The following is a 22,502-nucleotide window of genomic DNA, read 5'->3' on the forward strand; positions in this document are numbered from 1 at the left end:
AACAACAGAATCACCAGAAAGCACAAACCATCATTTCATTGGGTGAAACAATCTTGCTCAAGGATTGAGCGATGGATGCTCGCGCAGGGCCTGCACCGCGAAATCGACGAAGCTGCGCACCCGCGCCGGCGCCTTGCGCCCGCCCTGGTACACCACATGGATGGGCAAGGGTGGCTGCTCGAAAGCCTCGAGGACGATTTCCAGCTGCCCTGCCGCGACCTTGTCGGCCACTTGATAGGACAGCACCCGCGTCAGGCCCAGCCCCAGGCTGGCGGCACTGATGGCGGCCTGGCTCGCGCTCACCAACAACCGCGGCTCGGGGCGGATGCTCAAGGTGCGACCGGCGACGTTGAACTGCCAGTTGCGCGCCTGGCCAATGGAAGACGGAGCGATCACCGGCGCCTGGCGCAAGTCGTCAGGATGTTGCGGCCGGCCATGGTTGGCCAGGAACGCCGGAGATGCACAGATCACCCGGCGTACCTCACCGACGCGGATGCTGTGCTGGCCGCTGTCCGGCAACTCGCCGATGCGCACCGCCACGTCGATGCCCTCGTCCACCATGTTGGCCATCCGATCCACCAACAGGGCGTTGACGCTGACCTGTGGATAACGTTGCAGGTAGCGCACCAGCAGCGGGGTGACGAAGAGTTCGCCGAACAGCACCGGCGCGGTCAGGCTCAGTTGGCCCCGGGGCTGGGCATGGATGCCGGCAGCCGAGGCCTCGGCATCCTGGACCTCGGCGAGAATGCGCCGGCAGTCCTCCAGGTAGCGTTGCCCGGCTTCGCTCAGGTGCACGTTGCGCGTGGTACGCACCAGCAACTGGGTACCGATGCGTTGCTCCAGGGCCGCCACGGCCCGGGTGACACTCGCCGCCGATAGGTTCAGGCGTCGCGCCGCGGCAGCGAATCCCTGCTCCTGGGCGACACAGACGAACACCTGCATTTCCTGAAATCTGTCCATGGCCTATCTCGAATGGCGGCGCCCACCCGACAGGCACCACAAGCCCGCAGCATAATCCACAGCCATGGCGTCAGGGGGCGCACCAGGTCTGCACGTCGTGCCGCTGGAATCCCGGGCACCGGTTGTTTTTGGCGATCAGCCTATAAGGCTGGTTTTCAGCGTAGGAAAAGTAGAAGTAGTACTGCCGATCCTCCCCGTACAACCAGTAGGAAGAAGAGCCCTGGTTGATCAGGGTCGGTTCAAAGGTCCAGATGGAGGACTCCGCCGGAATGAAGTTGTCCCGATCCATCAGCAGCAACAGGCCGTTGGACAACACCGGCGTCAGCGTCCCCAACCCCAGGACAACCAGGATCAGAACGATTATCCATCCATGAATCAGGCGAAGCTTCATTGGTTTTCCATCCGCTGGATAAAAAGATCGACCTGGGTGCAGGCCAGGATGCAACTGCTGTGAAGTGGCTTATTTTTTTCGAAAACCCGGCGTAAGTCGATCCTGCGCCACTCAAGCAGGTCTTTTGACAACGCAGGTGGCCAGGGTTGTCCAGAACGGACGTATCGACGGGGAGCCGTCGGACTCAGCGAAAAAGCCCAGGGAAGTAGAAACGCATGGACAAAAAAGGGAGCCTGGACAGGCTCCCTGTTGGTTGCGGCAGTTGCCGTTATCTACAGCCGGTTGGTGCTGAACAAAATATTTTGACACCAACAGCTCAGCAAACGCTGGGGCAAACGGCCCGTCAGAGTGCGCCAGATGATTGAATATTTTGACACCTACCAGTCAATCTGACTAAACCAAACATGATTTTCAACAATATATTTTGACACTGTGGGCACACCCAACGAGTAATCACATTGTGATCGTGTTTAGTTATGCGAGACCGTATCGGTTCAGACACCGCGAATAGTCATCAAAAGCCAAACAATGTCGTCCCAGTACTTGATCGTTGCCAACACTAAAGCTCCAAGAATTGGTATCAAGGACAGCCCCTTCAACAACCGAAAGGTTCTGGTCAGTGTTAGGCCCTGCTTGTCCACCTGATCGATGGTGATCCTAAGCAGGCGTTGGAGCTTTGGTGGGTAGGTTTTTATCTTGTCTTTAAAATCATCGAAGATGACATTGAAGCTATGAAGCAGGCGCTTCGTTTGCAGCATTTGATTGTGCAAGATCGCAAGCAGAACTACCGAGACCACAGCCAGGCCGAGGACAAGGATAAAACCTTCGAACTTTGAGGTGGTTTTCTCCAGTGCAACCAAACCGGCTAACGATATCGGGAGGGCGAGCATCTTGCCGGCAATGTCACCCAGCACTCCACTCAGCTTGGTGCCATAGTCGATTTCAGCCTGGGCCACTTCACGACGAACCCTCTCAAACGAGAAGCTATAGACATATGTTTGGAGGTTGGCGCGGTAAGTGGCCAAGACCTCTCGCCACTCCCGCACGATCACCAGAAGCAAATTCGGCTCGCTTTCAAACTTCTCGATGACGCTCGCGAGGGCCATCCGAATCATCAATTTGCGTTCAGAGAGGTGAGCTTTGTTTTCATTTTTTCGATTGAGAATTTCTTCCAATAAGCTCAAGTGGTTAAGTTCATAATCGAGCACTTTGACGTCGACCTGAGTAGGGAGCAGAAATGTCCTCGGGGGCTTCGCCCCGTCAGGTGGTAGGGCAAAAAATAGGTTATAGCCGTCCGGGCTACTGTCTTTGTCAACGCCGATCGCTAGTAGCGCAAGCAACTCAATTAGCCGACAAACGCGTCTGAGAGACTTGATCTCTGTGGGTTCAATATCATCGCTGTCCGCCCAGCGAAGCTCAGTGATGTAAACATTACTCGGGAATTGCCCCTTGCCCAGCGAACCATTTCGCGCGACAAACTCGGCCAGGCTGCTGTAAAAATGGCCCGACTCATTCGATGGCAAGCGAAATTCAATTTCAAGAGAATCTGCCTCCTCAGAAAGATGCTCGAACTTTCCAAAAGCAGCTGGCAACCCATCACATTTTCGCAAAGCGGCCTGGATATCGGCCGTTGGCGCCCCCTCATAACTGACGACTCCGTCTTCAATGGTGGGAGCCCCAAGGGCGCGGTAGAGGGCGACCACATGAGAGAACATTTTCAGCTATTCCTTGCCTGTAATTCCTTCTCGATCACATCGATCAGTTCAGTCGTCATATTGGACAGGGTCAATTTCTTCCGCCCCTCGTCGTAATAGACATCTGCGGCTGGATCCTTACCCAGCGCTCCGCGCTCGAACTGCAGCGACCAATTGGACGCGTCACCTTTGATGCGAGTCTTTTCCTTCAACGTTTTAGCGTTGACCGTAAAGTCGTCAGGAACCTTATTTTTTTCACTATTCAAATAATCTTTCAGGCCAACGATTTCATCCACGAGGTCGGCAGGGACATGCGCTGTAGCAGCGTGAACAATGGAGTCCAATCGTGCTGACTTACCTGCTGCCAACTGCGTTTCAAGATACTTGATGACCGCCTCTTTAGCCCTGTATCCAAAGCTTTTTAACGACTTTTTGTCGCGAAAGAACTTGGCTACATTATCGATGGCGTTTTTTGTAGCACGGCCCGAAGCCACTCCCTTTGCACAACCCAGTGCGGAGATGAAGTAGTCAGATGCCTGACTGTCGCGGCCACGGCTAATGAAGCATAGATAGGTTGAGTCGGCCTCCTCTACTGCCTCACTTTCCACCGTTTGGGGCGTTGCAGTAGCCATAGCCTGAATGGCCACAAAGCTACCCAGATTGATCCTGGCGGCTTGCTGAACTTTGTTCAGGTCTACTTCCTGAATCTCTTTAGGCACATAGTTTTCGTCCAACTGAATGCCACCACGCTCCTTCATGCTAGCGACAAGGAAAAAATTGGAAGCTCCAGAGGAGTACTGAGCACACAGGATATGCCCACCAGTCGACAGCACCTGAAGACTGGCCTGTTCGACCAATTGATCCATAGCCAAGTGGGTCAGATCGATGAATTGATCCTCATCATCCTGGGTGGCTACGAATTCGGTAAAACGTCTCGGAAATGGACCTTGCCGTTCATCATTGGCGAACTGACCATAGACCACACTGTTACCTTCTTTCCCGATGAGACCGTGAATCCCGTTCACCAGAAATTGTAACGCCGGATTTTCGGTGTTGAGCACCACATCCTTTTTCACCACATCGGAGATAAAGCTCGTCTTCGCCAGCTTTTTGAAACTGTGAATGATGGCGGTTTTCAGTGTGATCATGGGTCGAATTCCGTTCCGATAGCATCAATATGGAATCACTGAAAATAACACCTTACCCAACAAACTTCAGGGTTTCTCTCGACGCGTTTAAGCGTTGAAGGGAATCCATGTCTATCTCATGAGCGTAGCCGATATTGCCACTAAACTGTACATTCATACAGTATTATTATCCAGGCCGTTCGTCCTCTCTGAATGAGGAAACAACCACAAGCTCATTCCAGAACCGAGGTGGCGCCGGCAAACATTACGTCCGTGAGATCGATTCAGACACGCTCCCCCAAAATGGTCATCAACTGCAGGCAGGGCTACTCCGAATCTCTCCTAATATTAACTACTTCGGGGGGCGGCATGAATCGCCCCGGGTTTCGTAGACACCTCCATGCCTTAACAGGGCGAGAATCGTTATCTGAAACCTCTAAAAGTAGCTATAGGCATACCGTTATCGTCAATCTAACGAGTACATGTGTAGCAAGGCCAAATGACTCACGAGCACTCGTTGTTTCATCGAGATCTGTGAGCAATCTCGACCAGACTGCTACTGAGGCTCCAACTCAAATCCTTCTAGTCAAGCAGGGAGCGCTGTGCGCTATAGTTCCGCAGTAGCTGGCGACGTTTGAAAGCAGTGAGGTGTTGTCATGATTGGGGCAATCGAGTCACGGCCTCTCTCCAGAAGTCAGTGTGCTACTGGCCTACGAACGGCAACGCTTGTGCTTGAGAAATGGCAAGCGTCCAACATTCAGATTTGCAAGATTCTGCGCATTTCTCGCAGTACTCTCCTCCGCACCAGACAAGGCAATGGACAATTGACTGTTCGTCTTGATTTGGACCAAATGAAGCGAATCAGCTTGGTTCTGAACATTCACGCGGCATTGCGCACTATTTTCGATAACCCCAAGAATCTCTATGGTTTCCCTTCCCTGGCCAACCAGAATGATTTCTTCAATGGCCGCTCTCCACTTGAAATCATGTCTCAGGGAGACTTGATATCTCTGTACGAGACGTACCAACGAATAGATGCCCTAAGTGTGTGAGCGACAGGAGCCCTCCGATGCAGGTCGGGGAACTAGTAGAGACTCATTAAGGCTACACACCAACCATCATGGCGCCGCGGTAGACATCACAGGAATCTCATCAAGATCGGAGAGCCGCATAGTGGTGGGCAGGCTGATGATTGGCCCAATCACAATCTCATCCACGCGATCCAGACGCTTGAAGCTATGGATGTCCTGCTCAAGCCATTTATCCGTCCCTGGAAGACGCTCGCCATCCTTGATGGCGATCCAGCGCGCACGATATTTACCGTAAAGAGAACCTGAGTAGTCGGCGGCAAGCGCCTGCGCGACTTTTTCCTTCAGCTCACCTTCGGAATATTCGGTGGTCGGGTTGAAAAGACCACGGTTCTGGCAGGACATACGAAAAAGCTCAGGGGCCAACTTAGGAGCGTCGACGTAGACGCGGACGAAGTAAGCCTTCTCAAGGCTGAACTTGTATTCGCTTTCTGGACACGGGCTATGGAGCAGTGAGCAGCAGCTATCTGGATAAGCCAGTGGTTTTATCCCCTGATTCAACATCTGCTTATAGGTAAAAGCCTCTGCGGTCCTAATCATTCCGAGGTCTTGGGTCGGGGACAGGGCCGGCGCTGCGGATACATTACAGCTAAGTAGCAGAGTTAGAACGAAGAAGCTTCGGATCGAGTAGAAGCGGTGCATCAGCACATCCTTATGGTGCATACGTAGGCATGTAAACAGGCCGACTCCTGAAACCTAAACTGCTCTCCGGAAACCCCGCACTCATCTACATGCTTGGAAAAGGAGTAAAAAAGCTTCCCGACGTGCTACTTGGTAGTTTTTCTATATTCCCAAGAAGATCTAAAAAATCCGCCCTTAGCCTTTTGTCGTTAATATTTTCAGTTGCATGAATGCGCAAGCTTTCCAGCTCCATCGATGCAATCGAAAAGTATCTTCCACTTTTCAACTGATCTGCGTAATCACCAAGAATCGCCGCTGCACCGCTGCAGAGGTCGAGCGCGACTGATCGGACATCTTCCTCCAGTTGGTGATGGACCATTTCTACATGAAGCGCATCGCTTGTCATGGCAATCGAGCGAATCCAAACAAGCATTTCCTGCATTCGAAATACCAACGTCTCCTGCTGGCTCTCTGCGGCCTGCCAGCTCGGCTCCAGAGCAACTCTTGCCAGCATGGCTTCGCAATCGGCCAATTCACTCCACACTCGTAGATCGCTGGAAGGTTCATGGGGGGATCGTCGTGCCCGTAGCGACTTCGCTAGCAGATCCACCAGCCTCGCTAATCGCTGACGCACAGATGCGCCTTCAGCTTCAGGCCACAAGCCGGCATGAATCACCAGAGATATCCCAACCCCCAATAGCACGCCGATCAAGCGATCACGAATTTCGGTCAGGTTCGTACTGGGCTCGAATTGCTCCAGCAGGGCCAGGGCGAATGTGAACATGATCTGGATGCCTGCGTAACTGATTCGCTCCGACCCCGCCGCTATCCAGGCCCCCAGTGCAATGACTGGCAGTGACATGAACAGCAGGCCGACTATTCCGTCGATGTGCGGAACGACCCAGATCACCATGGCTAGAGCGCACGCGCTGCCCACCAGGGCCCCGCCGACACGCAATACAGCACGCATCCCTGTGGCACCAAGGCTGGGCTGAGCAACGATCAGACAAGTCAGCATGATCGTATGTATGCCCTGCCAGTCCGTGGCCATGTAGAACAGGTAGCACAGCAACGCAGCTAGGAGCGTCTTCAGGGCGAACTGCGCATAAACCGGGCTTTGGAAGGCATCCTCGGTCAATAACTTCGACGCCTGGTCCTTCCTCCCTGCGGCGTTCGCGACCTCTTCGACGTCCTGGAGCGAAAGCAATGCAAGGCGCATTTCCTCGTAGACGCCGGGCAATCCGTCGGTATCCAGCTGGGCAAGTGCCGACAGCCCCGCAGGTGCGCGCCCGCTGCCCGCGGCTGCCGCCAGGTCGAGAATCGCTTGCCGTAGCCGCTCGGTCACCTGAGTCGCCGCCGACGTTGGCTGCAATTGCGCTGCCAGTACCAGCAGACGGGAGATGCTGCTGATGCGGGCCAACTGGGCTGCCTGCCTGTTGCGGTACCGTGGATCTCGCATACAGGCGAAACGCAGCAGTTGCTGGGATGCCAAGATACTGCGCTGAATGCGGGCGGGGTCTAAGTCGCTCCCTTCCTGGCTGCTACCGAGACGATTGGCGACCGTCAGCAACTGGGTCCGCAAGTGATTCTCCAGCTGCTGAGCAGGCTCCGCAGGAAGCAGAAGCGTATTCACCACCAGCGTCAGGGCAATGGCGTAACTGACGGCCACCCACACCCACAGGACCAGGCGCAGCACCACCTCGGCCTGGTCGGTCAGGTCGACAAAGGTCTGCGCGTAGATGACAACGATTCCCACGACAAAAAACACTACGCCGACCTTGGTCACGCGCATCAAGTAGACGCTGCAGAAGAATAGTACGCTCGCACCCAGGATCCTAAGCAGCGGGAAGCCGTAGGTGAATTTCAGGAGGAGGATGGAAACGCCGATGGCCAGTGTCGCGCCGACGAGGAACAGCATCCCGACCAAGCGGGTCAGCACCACGTTGGTCTGCGTCACGTAGAACACCACGATCAACGACAGCGCTAGGAACGGGACCTGCAGCGTCATCGAGATGATGATGACCAGCGCACAGCCCAGCAGGGTGCGAAGCATCAGGTTGAGACGCCCCGGGTAGGGCTGCAGCTCATCGGCCAGGAACTGGTACAGACGCTCCGGCCTTCTGCCTCCGAGAGTGGAGAGCCTCATCGGCTGGTCTTGGCCGCTTCGCCAGGACGCAACACGGCCACGGCCGAGGCACCGATGCGAAACAGGTCTGGATCGGGGTCCTGTACCGAAATCTTCACCGGGAAGCGTTGCGAGACACGGACCCAGTTGATGCTGCGCTGTACGTGCGGAAGCCCTTCGATGACCGTACCGCCGTCGTCAGGCAGGACACCGTAGCTGAGTGAGTCGACCTGGCCCTGGAAGCGCTTTCCGGTATCGCTCAGCAGATAGAGCGTAGCGGAGGTGCCGGCCTTGATACCCTGAAGATCGGTCTCGCGGAAGTTTGCGACCACGTACCAATGGCGAGTATCGATTAGCGTGAAGATCGGCTTGTAGGCCGAGGCAAACTGGCCGACGGTGGTGCGCAGGGAAGCCACCCGACCGTCGAACGGCGCGCGCACTTCGGTGAATTCGAGGCTCAGCTCGGCGATCGATATCTGCGCCTCGACCTCGGCACGCTGCGCTACCAGCGCATCCACGCCACTTACGCCAGCGGCCGCCCGCTGGGCTTGCAATCGGGCGGTATTCAACTCGGCGGCGGTCGAGCGCTGCGCCGTTCGCGCCTGGTCCACCGCCTCCACGGACACAAACCCCCGGGCCAGCAGCTTCTCCAGGCGCTGCAGGGTATCATTCGCCTGCGTAGCCTGGGCTCGCGCCCGCTCGACGGCCGCCACGGCGGATGCGGCCTCATACTTCTGGGAGTTCACGCTTCTCTGGGTCAACTCGATCTGGTGATTCAACGTGACCAGCCGCGCCCTGGCCTGATCCAGTGCGTCCTGATATGGGCGCGGATCGATGCGAATAAGCAGATCGCCCTGCTTGACCAACTGGTTGTCACGCACAGGCAGTTCGACGATGCGGCCATTTACCTCTGGCACCACGTCGATGGTGTCCGCGTAGACATAGGCGTCATCGGTGCGGGGGGTGGTCTCCATTTGCCAGAGCACAAAGCCCAGCACCAGAAGCGACGCCAGAACGATCAGCAGCGCCGGCAGGCGGCTGCGACGCGATTTTGCGGTGGGTTCAGTCATGGGTAGCGGGTATTCATGGGTGGAAGACGGCGAGCCAGAGCAGCATCGCCAACAGACCGGCCAGGGCCGGGTAACTCAAGGCCAGTGGAGCGATGCGTTCGCGTACCGCGTACCGGCCCAACACCACATGGATAGCCGTCGTCGCCAGAACGCCGCCGGCGATGCAGAACAACCAATCGGGAAAGGCGGCGCCGAAGACCACGAGCGAGGGGGACATGGAGCATCCGCTGAGCAGCAGGCAGACAAGCAGCAGCGCCTGCCTGACAGGATTGAATGAAAGCGCTCTCGCTACTAATGATGACGACTGAGGCAAGCTAGGGGCTCTAGACAATGGGTTTATTTACGTAAATTACATCCTACCCTTCAGGTGGAATACTGGAAAAAAAGACATCCGTATTGTGATAATCAACAATTCCAGTTTCGCCAGAAACTCAAGTTAAACTTAAGTGGCGAACGTAAAGCATTAATAAAAGAACGCAGCTATTCAATGAATGGTGCCAAAAGGTCCGTGCACGCAGAGGTGAACGCTTTGATCCCAGTACCCGCCATCAGTCTCAGACTCAGAGAGATCACCCTGGAATTTGCAAGTACCCCATCGATCATTACCGGAAAGGTCAATAAGGCTTTGACCCGAATGGAGGGCTACAAGAGCCTCGAGCCTGGGGCGAGAAAAGATCTGGAAGACTCGCTGATCTACACAGCGCGACTATGGTGCGAGACCCTGCTGAGCGGCGAATGCCTGTCCGAAGAAGCACGCAGTACCTTGAAGGAAATCGGTCGCAGACGCGTTCACCAGGGCGTCCCCCTGCAGTCGCTGATGCGGGGATTCAGCCTGGGGGGTCGTGAGATATGGAAAGGCTATCTGGAATTATCCAAAGGAAATGACGAATTAAGCCGGGAGTTGTTATCGAGCATTTTCGGATTCATGCTCGACTACTTCGATGATATTGCCGAGGAAGTTGTCCAATCCTACTTGGATGAACAGATCCAAAAAACCCACTGGCGAGAGTACCTGCATCAGCGTCTTAACCACATACTCTTTCACGCACCGCAGGATGCCGAAGGCTTCCAGTCCACCCTGTTGGCACTGGGCCTGGACCCCCAGGCACCACGCGTGGCGCTTGCGCTTGATATCCCACTGCAGACGACCCACCCCTTGCTCTATGAGGATGAACTGGACCGGCTCACTCTCGTGGTCTCACGAAACTTCAAGGTGCCTGCCAAGGAGTTGATACGCGTCTGGTACCAGGACAAGCTCGTCATCTGGCTGCCAGGCATCCAGGGTGAAACCATGAGCCAGTGCGACCAGCGAATAGCCAAGAGTGCGTCCTCGCTGCTGACGCTCATGCCGCAGCTACAAAGTGTTGGTATCGGCATGGTGAACCACGGCGTCGCCGGCTGGGTGAGCTCGGCAGAAGAGGCGATAAAGGCGATTGATCTCTTCCCCTTCGACAAGCAAGAGCCGCACGCGAGGCATTATTCCAGCATCTTGATTGAAGACAGTGTACGCGGAAACGAAAACACGCTCAGATATCTGGTTTCCCTCATTGAGCAACTAGCCAACGAACCCGAACTCCTGCTTACACTGGAGGAATACTTCCTCCAAGGCCGCCGCCGTGCGCATACAGCCAAAACGTTAGGCATACATCCAAATACTCTTAACTATCGATTGGGACGTATTGAAATCCTGCTCCACGCGAACCTCAATGACATAAATTGGGTCAGCAGGCTGGATACCGCCTTAAAGCTGCGTAGACACTCAATCAATAAAGCAAGGCAAAACTAGCTTCCTCAATACTACACACAATAAACATACCTCTTAGATTCAGGCCGAAGGGAAATTACCCAAAAGCCTTGACACGTCTGGACTAATAAAAAATCGGGGAGGCGGACCGCTCCGCAACCTGCAAGCTATCCCCTCAGAGTAAGATCGTCTATAGCAGTATTTCCCAGAGGATATTGATACTTTAGGCTACCCGCTGAAATAACTGCCATATTTTTCTCCTTATCTTGATGGCGTATGAATCTCGGCCCTAGATTTGTTTGCCAGGCAATGAGGCGAGGATTGGGTGTCCTTGTGTTTCAGCAATATCCTTATTCTCTCCCCGACCTTTGAAGGCAGAACTAGAACCGCCATGCACCGTCTTCGAACCCCTAATTCTTTCGCGTTGCGGCTCTTCAAACAACTGTTGAGATCAACAAAAAACCAGCTAAAATCACAATCTTTCTCCTCATCCCCGAATGAGAAATCGCACTCCGCGAAAGATTGTTTCCTTCAAGTACACGACTAGCAAGAGAAATCAAAAACCCTCGCCGAGCGTCGACAATTCGTGCTGTTTAAGAAGAAGTCCGGACACGAGGCGCTATGGGCTAAGAGACTCTCCCGCCGGCACATGAGCCTCAGGAGAAACATGGGTATCTAGAGCATCGAAGAGTGCCACTCAATGCAGCAATCTTCAATATCCAACTTGGCTTATTGGTTTTCGAGCCAAACACCAACGTAGTCAGCTACATCCTTCCAGTGCTTATCGACAATCAATGCATGGCATTGATTGTTGAACTTATGGAAGTTCGTTACCGAGGATTCGTCGCTGTATTTGCCGAAATTTTTGAGGTTGAGGCTGGCGGGAATAATGTTGTCATTCTCACCAGCCAGCATCAACAACGGACCATGGCGTTGGCTGAAGTCTATTTCCGCCACCTTCTCGGAGGTTGCACGGCCCACTAGACGAGATTCCGGGACGATGTAATTGCGATAGAGGAATTCCGACTCGGCATCCGGCAGGCAGTTGGCAAAGGCATAGCGAAAGCTCTCCAGCGACGGAGCGTATGCCTTGTTTGCGGGGGCGAAGGGGCTAATGACTGGCCAATTGCTGCGGATGAAGGACCATTGCAGGACGATCAGGCCCGAAGCGGGGGCCGAGTCGATCGCCACTGCCTGTGCGGCCAACCCTTCGGCGAGCAGCTTCTGCGCCACCAGCCCACCCATGGAGTGCCCAATGACGATGGGCTTTTCCGGCAATCGACGCAACACCTGCCGGTAGGACTCTACCACTTCATCCAGGGTCAGCTTGCCCAGCCTGGCCTGGGACGCTTCAGACCACTGCTGCTGGATAGGCCCCTCGTGCAGGGGCCACGCAGGGGCCAGCGTGGTATACCCGCGAGCCTGGAAATAAGCCTGCCAGTTGTCCCAGGCCTTGGGGGTCATGAACATGCCATGGATAAAGACAATCGTCCTGGGCGCGGTGCTGATTCGAGCAGACGAAACCTCGACGCGAGGTGCCGCCGCCGGAGCAGTGGTTTGATCGGCACAAGCCGCACCAGGAAGCAGAAATGCAGCCAGTAAAAGAGAACCGCAGAACGCCTTCGACGTACGGACATTCGCCCGAAGTTCATTCAGTTTCAGCACTTTTATCCTCACTCTCATGGGATCGGTCAGGGGGTATGCAACGAAATTGTTCGGTCAGGCCTCGATGCCTTGGCGCGCCAGGAACACGCTAGCTGCGTCTGCGACTTCCCGCCAGCCGCCATCGACGACCAACGAATGCCCCGCACCGGGAATCACGACGAATTCGGTAGGCGCAGCGCCGTTCCTGCGCTGCCGCTTGTAGGCAGCCGAGGCCACCGTGACCGGGACGATGTTGTCCTTCTCGCCGACGACGACCAGCAGCGGTCCGCGCGCCGGGTTCAGGTTGTCCGCCTTGGCTACCGACCACGGGTTGAGATTCGCGGTTGCCGCCTGGAACAGCGGCCGCCCGGGCGCCGGCGTGTGGATCGTCTCGTAGAGATGGCGTGCCTCGCTCTCGGAGACGGCGTTGGCGAAGCCATAACGGAACTGATCGAACGTCAGCGTGACGGTACGACCATGGTTGAGCGGGTTGGCGAGCACGGGAAGTGTCGCTTTCACGGTTGAAAGCGGCACCGGCAGCACGCCCTGACAGGGAGCCGGATCTATGGCTATGGTCGCGGCTGCGATGCCCCGTCCGGCGATCATCTGGGCGAGCAGCCCGCCAAGGCTGTGGCCGATGACGACCGGTTTCCTTTCGAGCAGCGCGATCACCGCGGCGACATGCTCGGCGATGTCCGCGACCGAGAGGCCCGCCAGCGTATCCGGATTAGCGTGGGCCTCGGTATAGGAGCGCTGGTCGCCGGGCCAGTCGACGGCGACGGTGCTGAAGCCGCGCGCCTCGAAGAACTCCTGCCATGACTTCCAGCTGTCCGCCAGCAGCCACAGTCCATGCACGAGGATGACCGGCTGCTTGCCGGAAGCGTTGGCGCGGTTGACCTGCTCGACCTCGCGGGGTGAGGCGGAAATCGACGGAATGCTCATGCGGAAACTCCTGATTTACTCAAAAGAGAACGAACGTTCTTTCTAGTGGATTCCTTTTTGGCGCCGTTGTCAAATGCGCCTACTCGCAATCTGGAGATGACCATGCCCACCGAACCCAACTCACCCCGTGACCGCCTCCTTGAAACGGCGTCGGCGCTTTTCTACGCCGAAGGCATCAAGGGCATAGGTGTAGATCGCGTGCTGGCCGAAGCTGGGGTCACGCGGGCCACGATGTACCGGCATTTCGCAGGCAAGGAAGGCCTGGTTGCGGCGTACCTCGAGCGGGAGGACGCGATCATCCGTCACTACTTCGCTGCCGCCGAGTCGGCCGGCGGCAGCGCCGCCGAGATGCTGATCGCCGTCATCGACGGGATTGCCGAGGACGCTCGCCGCTACCGCCGTCGTGGTTGTCCGTTCATCAATGCGGCCGCAGAGTACCCCGCCGGCGAGATCCGAGATGTGATCGACCGGCACCGGACCTGGTTTCGTCTGACGCTCGGTACCCTGTGCAAAGCAGCGGGCATTGCCGACGCCGAATACGCCGCAGCCGCTCTGGTGCTGCTGCGCGATGCAGCGCTTGTCGGCGTCTACCTCGATGGCGACGCAGTGACCAAGACGTTCTGTCGCACAGCTCGGCAAGTGGTTGGACTGGCCTGACTAGTCTAGCTAGCGAATAACCCCATTCATCGTTACTGAAACTCAATGTGACCGATGACGCGATCGTCTCGTTCAAGGAGCAATGACATGAAATGTCCAGCCTGTGGGGGCGCTGAGCTGGTGAAGGACACCCGCGGCGTGTCGTACACCTGCAAAAACGAAACATTGGTTATCCCGGCCTGCGTGCGGGGAATCCATTCCGGGCGTTGGCGAGTTGAACCGTGTAAGCACTGCAATTCTGGTATTTAACAAGAAGATCAACGCAACAACGGTCGATCCACTATTCATCACCACCGTGCGCAAGAAGCTGGCGCTCGATCCGAAACCGGGAAGGTAAAGCCAGCGATCACGCTGGTGCTGCTGCCCAAGCTGCTCGATCGACATCCCGAACTACTGAACGAAGTGAGGGCTGCATGAGCGATGACAGCCTCGATGGTGCACGCAAGAGCTGGCCAGCATCAGGAAAACTTGGAAATGAAGCTTTCAGCTCTTGAGCTTTTGCCGGCGACACTAGGTGTCTGCGACAGGGATGTATAGCCCATTCGATTCAGTTTAGCGGCATGGGCACTCACCTTACGGCATCATCAGCATACGCGCTCCACAGGTGAGGTGTATGGAGGGCTTCTCTTAACATCCCAACTGTGCTGAGAACTGCCGCTCTTTGAAACCTACGCCTGGGCTGAGAGCGCATCTTTTTGTAAATTCAGTAGGCTTTTCTCATCTTTTCTGTGATTCCCGTCTTTGACGTTCACAGAAAAAATGAGATTTTCCCTGCGTTTGCTGGGCCTGCTGAATTGTCTATTTTGTGAACCTACAACTTTAATCCGTATCTCCTTACATCAGTGAGCGCATGAGAGCAGATCAGCTCCGAGTGATCGTATCGCGTGATGGAGCACATGTTGGCCTGACCGACGTCGTAAACCGCGACGAACAGATCCTCTTTCGGCTGAACACCTAGGTATTCAAACGCTGCAACTTGATAATGGCGACACTCGATCACCCGCTTTAGAGCTTGTTCAACAGAGCACTGGCCGCATGCAGCGGTGGTGAGAAGAGTGAGGAACCTGAAGGCGCTACCCATGGACACTCGCACGAGTGAATCCATAGGACAGAGGCCGCACCTGTGACCTCTGTTCATTTCTACGTAAAGTCAAATAGATAGAAGCCTTTATAAAACAATATTGCGTCAATGAATTTCCTTTCGAATTGGAACGTACGAACGGCCTCCCATTACAGCACTTTGGCCGGGAGGTCCTTCCCATTGCCGCGATACTCCTGTTTTGGCTAATAATAATTCCGGTTCTACCCCGTCACTCATGAATTTTTCCAGATCCCACTCAAAGTGCTCTACCAATGCAGTCCACGCTTGATTAGGAACAGTGGTTAACAAATTTAAGCTCGTTATGTTGGGTGCTCGCTTAAGGCGGTGCATTTCAGAAATCCCCCAAACCACTCGTCTGAGGCGGAAGTGCCAAAGCGATTCGAGGTTTTTTTCCAACTGAGCTGTAACAAGAGGGAAGGCCAGCTTTCGCTCACGAGCATTAGGAGTTATTTTTTTAGGCAGCAAAGATAGCATATTAGTAATATTGACCCTTACTTGACTCTTGCTAATACTGTATAGTTTAACAACCCCATACTGAATAATATCCGCAAACTCTTGATCGCGATCATCAGGTAATCTGTTGGCACTTACCATTTTTATACTTTTCGATCTAAGCTTTGCATCAAGCCACGGCTTGTCATTAGCGTAGAGCCAGAGCGTTGCTTGATAAGCTCTCACCCAAAGATAGTCTATTGTCAAATCTGGTTTAAGTTCAAAAAGTTGAATTATTTTTCGTCTAAATGTCTCTTTTTTGAATCTACTGCATTTATAGACTTCTTCTGCACCACCTTCTCTTTTGCATTATAAAGCAACAACTCCTCCGATAAACTATGAACAAAACTCTCTACATCGCTGAACAAATAGTTGGAAATTATAAGATGCCTGGCTATTGGCATGTCTAATACTCCGCCAATAGTGCTTGTCCTTATCCATTGGTGGTGTTTACCTGAGGCAAAGGCCCTATCGATTTTCGAAAGCACTTCAGGGCCAAAATGAGAAACGATACTATTGAACAGTTCTGTCGTCGCCATAATTGTACCGCGACGGAAGCCCATGTTTTTTGCACGCCTACGGTAACTTGCGATTAAAACATCACTACTTAACGCAGGAATGTCTTTGTGAAGAAGGTCTTTCGCAAAAATTGCCAGCTTTTTTTCTACCTCTGTCGCCAACTGACTAGGTTCTGCCTTAAACGGCGACCACCCGCATATGCAACCACTGGTAAGACAGGGTAATAGTTTGTTCGCTCGGTAGAATGGGTGTGAGCACTCTGGGCACGCCTGTAAAAGCATCTCGCCATGTTTCCAACATGCCGTCACACCAGGAATATGATGCGCACGGTGCCAGTATGAAAATCCAGCATCAAGAAGATCAGAAGAAACACATGAAATGCATATTTTTGCCATACTGTGCAGACTAACCTCTCGACGAGGAACTCTAGCTACCTCATCAATTATACTTACCGCATCAGAGCTTTTATTTTTCAAAACACCAATAAAAGGTTTATACACCGGAAAAATCGTATTGGTATTTAGTAACTCCAATAGGTTTTCTTCTTTGTCTCCAGGAAGACGCTCTGCTAGATCTTCGATTTTTTTGGGAATGATCTGTAGCGAGAATGGCGAAGACCCGAAAATATCGCTGAATGTCTCTGCTTCAGTTTTATTCCCTGACAATAAATGATACCGAGCGATTCGAGATTGGAGTGTTTCATCAGGCATCGACACTGGGAAGAAAAGTATTTTCGGCGGCATGCGTAGTTGTCTAAATCACTGACTGTGTTGTTTGTTATAACCCTCTCATTAATCATATATCAAAAAAACCATTACTGACCAGCAGGCAGCAGCAAAACATCCATATTTTTTAGACAAACTAGATATAACATCATTATACCCAACAACCATGCCGCACTATATTTAAACTATATCTCAAACTTGCCCTTTAGATAAACACACATATTTGGCCTGACCAGTTACTCTAAATATTCTCTGCCTGAGCCACCTAGAGGCCTAATGCAGGCCACCCTGTAAATTGAAGAGCGAGTAATGGGTTTACCAAGTTCAACCAGTTTTTCAGCCGCCCATATCAAACGACGGTGACGGAACTCCTGATGACTTTCACACACGACATTGAGCGCATCAGCACAAAGCGGGAGTCGGTTCAGTTGCTTCTCAAACCGAGCCAGGGCATCGAGCTCACGGCCGATTCGGGTTTTGCAGATATGTACCGGCTTACCGGGTAATGCTGCAATTGAATGAGCACACTGAACAATTTTCTCCGCCAGAGACGGGTCCAATTCCTTAAATGGATCGGTCGGTTGCTGCCTTGCATGTGCATCGGTTTTGTCTAAATATGACTTTAGCCATACCTGATCGTTCCGGTACAGCCAGCTGTAATCTTTGCATTCATGCGCAATAACTTTCAGATATTGGCTGGTAAAACGCCCACGTCTCTCTGTTCGCTCCCTTATCAATTTCATTTGCTTCCACTTCTCTCGCCCACCTGAAATAGATCGAATGGCCCGATAGACCGTCACCGTAGAAACGCCGAGTGAGCGCGCTATTTCTTGGGCTCCAGCACCCGATATGGCTTTCTCCCAAATTGACTGATCACCTTTCTTTAGAGCGTCCACGCATTCTGCCAAGTACGGTATCGGCCCATCTGGCGCACACGAATTCAACACGTCAGAGCACGACGGAGTGGGTCGCCATACCTGGGGACATGTATTTTTCTCATAGGTTAAAACGCTAGAGAGGTCGAGACTCAGAGCATTCGCCAACAACAAATATTTGAGAGGATGATGAGTTCTTCTCGGCTTGCGTAGAAGCTTGGTGATCCAACTCGCTGGCTGGCCGACCACGGTGCCTCTGAGTATGAAGAACTCGCCACTCGCAGGGAGCGTCTCGAAGTACTTGCCTAGATAGTCTGCGACTTGCGAGAGGTGTAGCCGACCTGAAGTTGAGGCCAACCCGCACTCAGTTGCACCTTTCAAAAAATGCTCCCGAAGCCAGATTGCGGATTGAGGTGGTGCATTGGCTTGAAGCAACCTCAGTGAACTCTGGGCAAGAGAAAGCACGCTAAGCCGCTGGCGACTATCGAACTGTAAGGGAAACGAGTGTCTTTGTACTTCCTCGTCTAACGGTAAATAGAGCTTTCTGAGGCCTCTGGCTAACCAATGGTGATCAACAGCCAACAAAGGACTCTGGTCATGTGGGCAAATCCAGACTCCTGGTAATTGATGCACACGGTGCCAGTACGCCGTGCCGTAGTGCTTGAGGTCTTTACTCACACAGGTAGGGCAAAACCGCGTTCTCGACGTGCTCTCCAAACGACTGGCAATGAGGCCTAGTCTGAGTTTGAGCCCATTCCCTCCTTGATTGAGCATTTGAGTTTGAGCATCGGTGAGTTGACGCTCGGTCAGAAACGGTTGGTAATACGGCAGTAACGTGTGCCGAGAAATGATTGTGTACTGATCAAGATTCACCCCTGTGGGCAACGCCCGCAGGAGTTCACCTAAATGGCACGGAAGTGGGAGATCACGAGCGAAACTTCCATCGCCTGCGGCAGCATCGAACACCGCTGCCCAAGATCCTAGTCCAGATAAACGAACGTACCTCGAAAGAAGGCTGTGTAGCGTCTCGTCGGGGCAGGCCGCAGGAAAGAAATGAAATGCATGTTCCATTTCAGCCTCACAGATCACACCTTTCGATGCAGAGGAGAAAACTCGAACACATCAGTATTCAGCCAACCTTCTTCGCTCAACCTTTCCAGTGGATTCTCAGCCTGAGCTATCTCAGCAGATTTTGTTAACTGCCTCGACTTTTCCACCCCTATTGGTTTGGCCCTTGGTGTGTTCTCCATCTTCTCCGATGAAATTCCTGGCCGGGGCATGGGCGTAATACTACGCAACAGCGCCAGTCGATCCTGCGCATCATTCACGTCCAGTGTCATCATGCCTTGAAGCTGATCGTCGATCGGCAGCAAGTCCTCGAAGCGGTTTAGCTGCCGGGGATCTCGGCTACGCAGTGCCGCAAGCGCCGGCTTCAAGATGTGCATTTTCGTGTCAGACACTCGCCTGAATGTACTTGGTGTAAGGCGCTCCTCCCCACTCTGAATCGCAAAACGCTGCCCTAGAATAAGTAGCTTCACCAAGAAGTCAGTAACGCCCTGAGTCAATTCATAGAGCGTATCAAACAGCTCATCTGTCAGCGGGCTATCTTCACGACACCACTGATACGCCCAGAGAGACTCCACCATCATTCTCCAAAGCGGGTCATCTTTCTCGAACCTCTTGAATTCGACAGCTCCGAGACCACATCCTCGCCTGGCGTTTCGAAGCACGTCAGAAAAGAGACTGATCATCGAATTGGTGCCAATGAACACTACTGGGATGCCAATGGAGTTGATCAAGTTGACGAAGAAATTGAGCATATTGTCTTTGCCGCCAGTGCGAGCAGAACGTAGATGCTGAATTTCATCGATCAGCAAAGCACCGACAAAGTAGGTGCTCGCGACCTGCTCCATACGTTGGATGAGGTCAGGTAAGCCATCGCGCGCGCGATAACTGTTGGCATACCGATCTTGGCCAATGGCGTGGTCAATCGCGCGAAAAAATGCCCGACACAGACCACTCAGGGAACCATCAAATGGACAGTCCAGTTTCAACCATGTTATCTGCATCTGCACGAACGACCGGCCGGCATAGCGTTGATGAATGATTGTTTGCGGGTACAACCGAAGAATCGACTCAAGCGCAGTAGACTTTCCGATTCCACTCAGCCCAACAAGACTGAACGTATTCGCGGTTGAGCGAAATCCCTCTGAACTTCTTCCCGTTGAAAGTGAGTGTAAATGCCTGACTGTGCTCGTCGACATCGGGTTACGCCCGACATATCCACTACGAAGCAGAGAGGAAAACGCTGACTCAAGTTCAAGATGAATTGGAAGAGGCTGAACAATCGAGCGAATGCGGTCGATGCAATGAAGTCGGACAGATTTGTCGAGCTGCTTCTCCTCGTCGATCAACGGCGGGAAGTGGGAGATCCGTGCAGCAGCATCACTCTCACAGAGTATTGGTGGTAGCGCTTCGATCAACGGATTTCCTTGAAACTCCAGAACTGGAGTATCTATATATTTCGCAAAATTCTGAGCACTCTGAGTCATTTTCTACCTCCAGGGCGAAGCCGACTTAGCAGATCAATTACCTCACCACCACGGTTACCGGCATAATCATCTGCCGCGCCTACGCCTTGGTCACCCTGACTTGTGTTGGCAGCTCTCAAATTTTCAGGCACATACGATTCAGATCGCTCCTGCATGCGCTCGTGAGACCTATTGTTCCGAATGTTGCCAAGCTTCTCCGCCTTCGACCCCGGCTCCAATGTCGATTTTTTTTCTTTCGCTGCGTTCGCTACAACTCCCGAAATTGTTGCATCAAGAGCAACGCGACTGGCCAGTTTGGAGTATTTTTTCTCTGGAGACTCTTGCTTAACAATCGCCAGCATATCGATCACTTCCTCCAAGCGAACGCCACGATACCGCTCTTCAGAATTTCGCAGATCACAGCGTATAAAATGGCGATCTGGCCCTTGTATCCAGATATGTTCCGTGCAATTTGGGTCGTACCAACAAGTAACGCTGCTAACTCCTCTGTGGCGGGCACGAGCAAACCAGTTCTGCTCAATTGCCCAGTCACACACGTAGAACATCCCCTTAAACTTGACTCCACCCTTATGGACGGAGCCATTGTCTCGGGGCAGTAGGTGAAGATAGATCAGCTCCTCCGACTGGGTATTGGCTTCAATTCGGTCATTTCTTAATGCCCAATTCCATATGTCTAGCGGTGTAGGCTCGACCTGATCGGCAATCATCTCTTTAGTGAGCCGATCTGGCTGACGGTTATATCGGTTGTAATGAAGAACCCCTTCAATAATGATCTTCGTAAACTCCGCCAAGTTCAGCGTGGCATCAAGACGATTATCACGCTCCCCCCTTTCTCTAATACGGCTACGCACAGCCCCAGCAATCCAGTGAATTTGCGTTGTGGTATTTAGAACCTTGAACGAGCTTTCCACGATCGCCTTCCAGTCTGGGCGATAGGGAGGAGCAATACCCAGATTAATGCGTAGCCCAGTCGCGAGTCCCTCGGCTGCAACGCTAAGCATTTCACCACGGTCAGCAAAAACCTCATGTGGCAAGTGATGACAAGGCCAATCGGCGGCTTCAATTTCAACACCATTGGCCGCACAGAAATCCACCTTCGACGTGAACGCGTTGTAGAGGGCTTGGCGGGCACCGTTCCAACTTGGCCCCTCCAACCCAACAAACAACCCAACGATCATTCCCGAAAAGGTATCGATGACGACGTACACGACCGGACGGCCGATGATCCAGTTACGGTTGTAACGACTGACGAGATAGACGTCTGCGATGGTGGCATCGATTTCAAACAGATGACCTGGCCCTCTCAAGCCTTCTCGAACCGTACCACTCAAAGGTCGATGATCTTTTTGCCAGTTACGCTCGCCAATGCGACCTCTCAAAACGGCAATATCGTCGAAAGCTTTTTGGCCCCAGTAAGAAAATTGCTTGGCGGTGGGTAGCTCACTGGCAGGAAGCAACGGAGCATTGTCGTCTCCATCGTCCGGCATTGTCTTGACCTTATAAAAGCGCCGGAGCATTTTCACGTAAGCATCTGCGATGGTTCCGACGTTACCTTTTGCAAACAGTGCGAAGCCAATCTTGATGCAGCCTTTGTCGGCTTCAGTGAGAACTTTCGATTGAACCGAAGCTTTCACTCCATGGAACAACGCTGGCCGTCCTGGTTTCTGCCCCTCACGGTACTGCCGAGGTTTACCGGGGGCGCCGGCATTCACTCGATCTGCGAGCAGAGCGTTGCGTACCTGCCCCCCCATCCAGTATCGGTAAAGCAATCGGTAAATGGTCTTTTTGGGAGTATCGAGTCGTAAGCCTTGAGCTTTAACCATTTGCCCCATGGCGTCGGGCTGAAAAATCTCGTCAGGAGGATCAGTGTCGACCAGAGCTTGGATACGAGCCCAGTTGTTATCCCGAAAAGCCTTCTCCTTATCTGAAAGATCCTCTTCGACCTTCATCATATAAGTCGGAGTAGCTACTGAGACTGTCTTGATATCACCAGAATTCAACCAGTTTTTCAGCTCCGACAAGCGCATTACCCATGGGCGTTTAGGCGTGCGCTCAATAGTCATCAACACGATCTGATCGCTGCGCTTATCAATCCAAATAACCCTCACCATTCCCTTCAAGAGATGGGGCTCAGTCAATGACTCAAGGATGTCGTTCCTGGATAAATCCATTAT

The 22,502-nt window shown here is 53.3% G+C and carries 19 protein-coding genes; 3 read left to right on the forward strand and 16 right to left on the reverse strand.

What is annotated here, in order from left to right; genetic code table 11:
* Positions 1 to 57: 57 nt before the first annotated feature.
* The 4 genes from I9018_RS32360 to I9018_RS32375 all read right to left on the reverse strand — a co-directional run bounded on the left by I9018_RS32360 (position 58) and on the right by I9018_RS32375 (position 4,193).
* Positions 58 to 960, reverse strand: a complete 903-nt coding sequence (locus I9018_RS32360; protein ID WP_241108388.1) for a LysR family transcriptional regulator — start codon at positions 958 to 960, stop codon at positions 58 to 60.
* Between the two features lie 70 nt (positions 961 to 1,030).
* A complete protein-coding gene (locus I9018_RS32365; RefSeq protein WP_241108389.1) occupies positions 1,031 to 1,351 on the reverse strand; it encodes a hypothetical protein in 321 nt (106 codons plus the stop codon).
* A 494-nt stretch (positions 1,352 to 1,845) separates the two neighbouring features.
* On the reverse strand, positions 1,846 to 3,066 hold the full coding sequence (locus I9018_RS32370) for a hypothetical protein (RefSeq protein WP_241108390.1): 1,221 nt from the start codon (positions 3,064 to 3,066) through the stop codon (positions 1,846 to 1,848).
* 2 nt (positions 3,067 to 3,068) lie between these two features.
* Entirely contained in the window at positions 3,069 to 4,193 is a 1,125-nt protein-coding gene (locus I9018_RS32375; RefSeq protein WP_241108391.1) for a nucleoid-associated protein, read from the reverse strand.
* A 635-nt stretch (positions 4,194 to 4,828) separates the two neighbouring features.
* Between I9018_RS32375 and I9018_RS32380 the strand changes: the two genes are divergently transcribed.
* A complete protein-coding gene (locus I9018_RS32380; RefSeq protein ID WP_241108392.1) occupies positions 4,829 to 5,224 on the forward strand; it encodes an antitoxin Xre-like helix-turn-helix domain-containing protein in 396 nt (131 codons plus the stop codon).
* Positions 5,225 to 5,290: 66 nt separating this feature from the next.
* On the opposite strand, the gene I9018_RS32385 is transcribed toward I9018_RS32380, so the two are convergent.
* From I9018_RS32385 to I9018_RS32400, 4 genes are all read right to left on the reverse strand, one after another.
* Positions 5,291 to 5,902, reverse strand: coding sequence for a hypothetical protein (locus I9018_RS32385; protein WP_241108393.1), 612 nt, complete (start codon positions 5,900 to 5,902; stop codon positions 5,291 to 5,293).
* Between the two features lie 85 nt (positions 5,903 to 5,987).
* On the reverse strand, positions 5,988 to 8,027 hold the full coding sequence (locus I9018_RS32390; RefSeq protein WP_241108394.1) for an FUSC family protein: 2,040 nt from the start codon (positions 8,025 to 8,027) through the stop codon (positions 5,988 to 5,990).
* Complete coding sequence (gene mdtN, locus I9018_RS32395) at positions 8,024 to 9,076, reverse strand: multidrug transporter subunit MdtN (RefSeq protein ID WP_241108395.1); 1,053 nt, start codon at positions 9,074 to 9,076, stop codon at positions 8,024 to 8,026. Before mdtN ends, I9018_RS32390 begins: the two co-directional genes overlap by 4 nt.
* A gap of 13 nt (positions 9,077 to 9,089) precedes the next feature.
* Complete coding sequence (locus tag I9018_RS32400; protein WP_241108396.1) at positions 9,090 to 9,293, reverse strand: YtcA family lipoprotein; 204 nt, start codon at positions 9,291 to 9,293, stop codon at positions 9,090 to 9,092.
* Positions 9,294 to 9,443: 150 nt separating this feature from the next.
* Here I9018_RS32400 and I9018_RS32405 point away from each other — a divergent pair, with 150 nt between their 5' ends.
* Positions 9,444 to 10,862: a helix-turn-helix domain-containing protein gene (locus tag I9018_RS32405; RefSeq protein WP_241108397.1), complete on the forward strand. Its 1,419-nt coding sequence runs from the start codon at positions 9,444 to 9,446 to the stop codon at positions 10,860 to 10,862.
* A 687-nt stretch (positions 10,863 to 11,549) separates the two neighbouring features.
* Here the strand turns inward: I9018_RS32405 and I9018_RS32410 are convergent.
* Together I9018_RS32410 and I9018_RS32415 are read right to left on the reverse strand one after the other, a co-directional pair.
* Positions 11,550 to 12,485, reverse strand: coding sequence for an alpha/beta fold hydrolase (locus I9018_RS32410; RefSeq protein ID WP_241108398.1), 936 nt, complete (start codon positions 12,483 to 12,485; stop codon positions 11,550 to 11,552).
* Positions 12,486 to 12,539: 54 nt separating this feature from the next.
* Positions 12,540 to 13,406: an alpha/beta hydrolase gene (locus I9018_RS32415; RefSeq protein ID WP_241108399.1), complete on the reverse strand. Its 867-nt coding sequence runs from the start codon at positions 13,404 to 13,406 to the stop codon at positions 12,540 to 12,542.
* A 102-nt stretch (positions 13,407 to 13,508) separates the two neighbouring features.
* Here I9018_RS32415 and I9018_RS32420 point away from each other — a divergent pair, with 102 nt between their 5' ends.
* Positions 13,509 to 14,063 (forward strand): TetR/AcrR family transcriptional regulator, encoded by a 555-nt coding sequence (locus tag I9018_RS32420; protein WP_241108400.1) that lies wholly within the window; start codon positions 13,509 to 13,511, stop codon positions 14,061 to 14,063.
* Between the two features lie 72 nt (positions 14,064 to 14,135).
* On the opposite strand, the gene I9018_RS32825 is transcribed toward I9018_RS32420, so the two are convergent.
* The 6 genes from I9018_RS32825 to I9018_RS32450 all read right to left on the reverse strand — a co-directional run bounded on the left by I9018_RS32825 (position 14,136) and on the right by I9018_RS32450 (position 22,499).
* A complete protein-coding gene (locus I9018_RS32825; RefSeq protein ID WP_346780098.1) occupies positions 14,136 to 14,447 on the reverse strand; it encodes a hypothetical protein in 312 nt (103 codons plus the stop codon).
* An 802-nt stretch (positions 14,448 to 15,249) separates the two neighbouring features.
* Positions 15,250 to 15,843: a hypothetical protein gene (locus tag I9018_RS32430; RefSeq protein WP_241108401.1), complete on the reverse strand. Its 594-nt coding sequence runs from the start codon at positions 15,841 to 15,843 to the stop codon at positions 15,250 to 15,252.
* A 47-nt stretch (positions 15,844 to 15,890) separates the two neighbouring features.
* Positions 15,891 to 16,919, reverse strand: coding sequence for a TnsD family Tn7-like transposition protein (locus tag I9018_RS32435; protein ID WP_241108402.1), 1,029 nt, complete (start codon positions 16,917 to 16,919; stop codon positions 15,891 to 15,893).
* Positions 16,920 to 17,137: 218 nt separating this feature from the next.
* Complete coding sequence (locus I9018_RS32440; protein ID WP_241108403.1) at positions 17,138 to 18,847, reverse strand: TnsD family Tn7-like transposition protein; 1,710 nt, start codon at positions 18,845 to 18,847, stop codon at positions 17,138 to 17,140.
* 14 nt (positions 18,848 to 18,861) lie between these two features.
* Entirely contained in the window at positions 18,862 to 20,328 is a 1,467-nt protein-coding gene (locus I9018_RS32445) for an ATP-binding protein (RefSeq protein ID WP_241108404.1), read from the reverse strand.
* Positions 20,325 to 22,499, reverse strand: a complete 2,175-nt coding sequence (locus I9018_RS32450) for a Mu transposase C-terminal domain-containing protein (protein ID WP_241108405.1) — start codon at positions 22,497 to 22,499, stop codon at positions 20,325 to 20,327. Before I9018_RS32450 ends, I9018_RS32445 begins: the two co-directional genes overlap by 4 nt.
* Positions 22,500 to 22,502 lie beyond the last annotated feature (3 nt).

The sequence above is a fragment of the Pseudomonas sp. MPFS genome (genome assembly GCF_022537035.1).
Taxonomy (GTDB): domain Bacteria; phylum Pseudomonadota; class Gammaproteobacteria; order Pseudomonadales; family Pseudomonadaceae; genus Aquipseudomonas; species Aquipseudomonas sessilinigenes.

Bases quoted from the DNA above. Each gene is read 5' to 3' on its own strand.
- I9018_RS32445 (WP_241108404.1), bottom strand. From the start codon at position 20,328: ATGACTCAGAGTGCTCAGAATTTTGCGAAATATATAGATACTCCAGTT.
- I9018_RS32385 (WP_241108393.1), bottom strand. From the start codon at position 5,902: ATGCACCGCTTCTACTCGATCCGAAGCTTCTTCGTTCTAACTCTGCTA.
- I9018_RS32365 (WP_241108389.1), bottom strand. From the start codon at position 1,351: ATGAAGCTTCGCCTGATTCATGGATGGATAATCGTTCTGATCCTGGTT.
- I9018_RS32450 (WP_241108405.1), bottom strand. From the start codon at position 22,499: ATGGATTTATCCAGGAACGACATCCTTGAGTCATTGACTGAGCCCCAT.
- I9018_RS32360 (WP_241108388.1), bottom strand. From the start codon at position 960: ATGGACAGATTTCAGGAAATGCAGGTGTTCGTCTGTGTCGCCCAGGAG.
- I9018_RS32375 (WP_241108391.1), bottom strand. From the start codon at position 4,193: ATGATCACACTGAAAACCGCCATCATTCACAGTTTCAAAAAGCTGGCG.
- I9018_RS32400 (WP_241108396.1), bottom strand. From the start codon at position 9,293: ATGTCCCCCTCGCTCGTGGTCTTCGGCGCCGCCTTTCCCGATTGGTTG.
- I9018_RS32370 (WP_241108390.1), bottom strand. From the start codon at position 3,066: ATGTTCTCTCATGTGGTCGCCCTCTACCGCGCCCTTGGGGCTCCCACC.
- mdtN (WP_241108395.1), bottom strand. From the start codon at position 9,076: ATGACTGAACCCACCGCAAAATCGCGTCGCAGCCGCCTGCCGGCGCTG.
- I9018_RS32825 (WP_346780098.1), bottom strand. From the start codon at position 14,447: ATGTCGATCGAGCAGCTTGGGCAGCAGCACCAGCGTGATCGCTGGCTT.
- I9018_RS32415 (WP_241108399.1), bottom strand. From the start codon at position 13,406: ATGAGCATTCCGTCGATTTCCGCCTCACCCCGCGAGGTCGAGCAGGTC.
- I9018_RS32420 (WP_241108400.1), top strand. From the start codon at position 13,509: ATGCCCACCGAACCCAACTCACCCCGTGACCGCCTCCTTGAAACGGCG.
- I9018_RS32435 (WP_241108402.1), bottom strand. From the start codon at position 16,919: ATGCCGCCGAAAATACTTTTCTTCCCAGTGTCGATGCCTGATGAAACA.
- I9018_RS32380 (WP_241108392.1), top strand. From the start codon at position 4,829: ATGATTGGGGCAATCGAGTCACGGCCTCTCTCCAGAAGTCAGTGTGCT.
- I9018_RS32440 (WP_241108403.1), bottom strand. From the start codon at position 18,847: ATGGAACATGCATTTCATTTCTTTCCTGCGGCCTGCCCCGACGAGACG.
- I9018_RS32390 (WP_241108394.1), bottom strand. From the start codon at position 8,027: ATGAGGCTCTCCACTCTCGGAGGCAGAAGGCCGGAGCGTCTGTACCAG.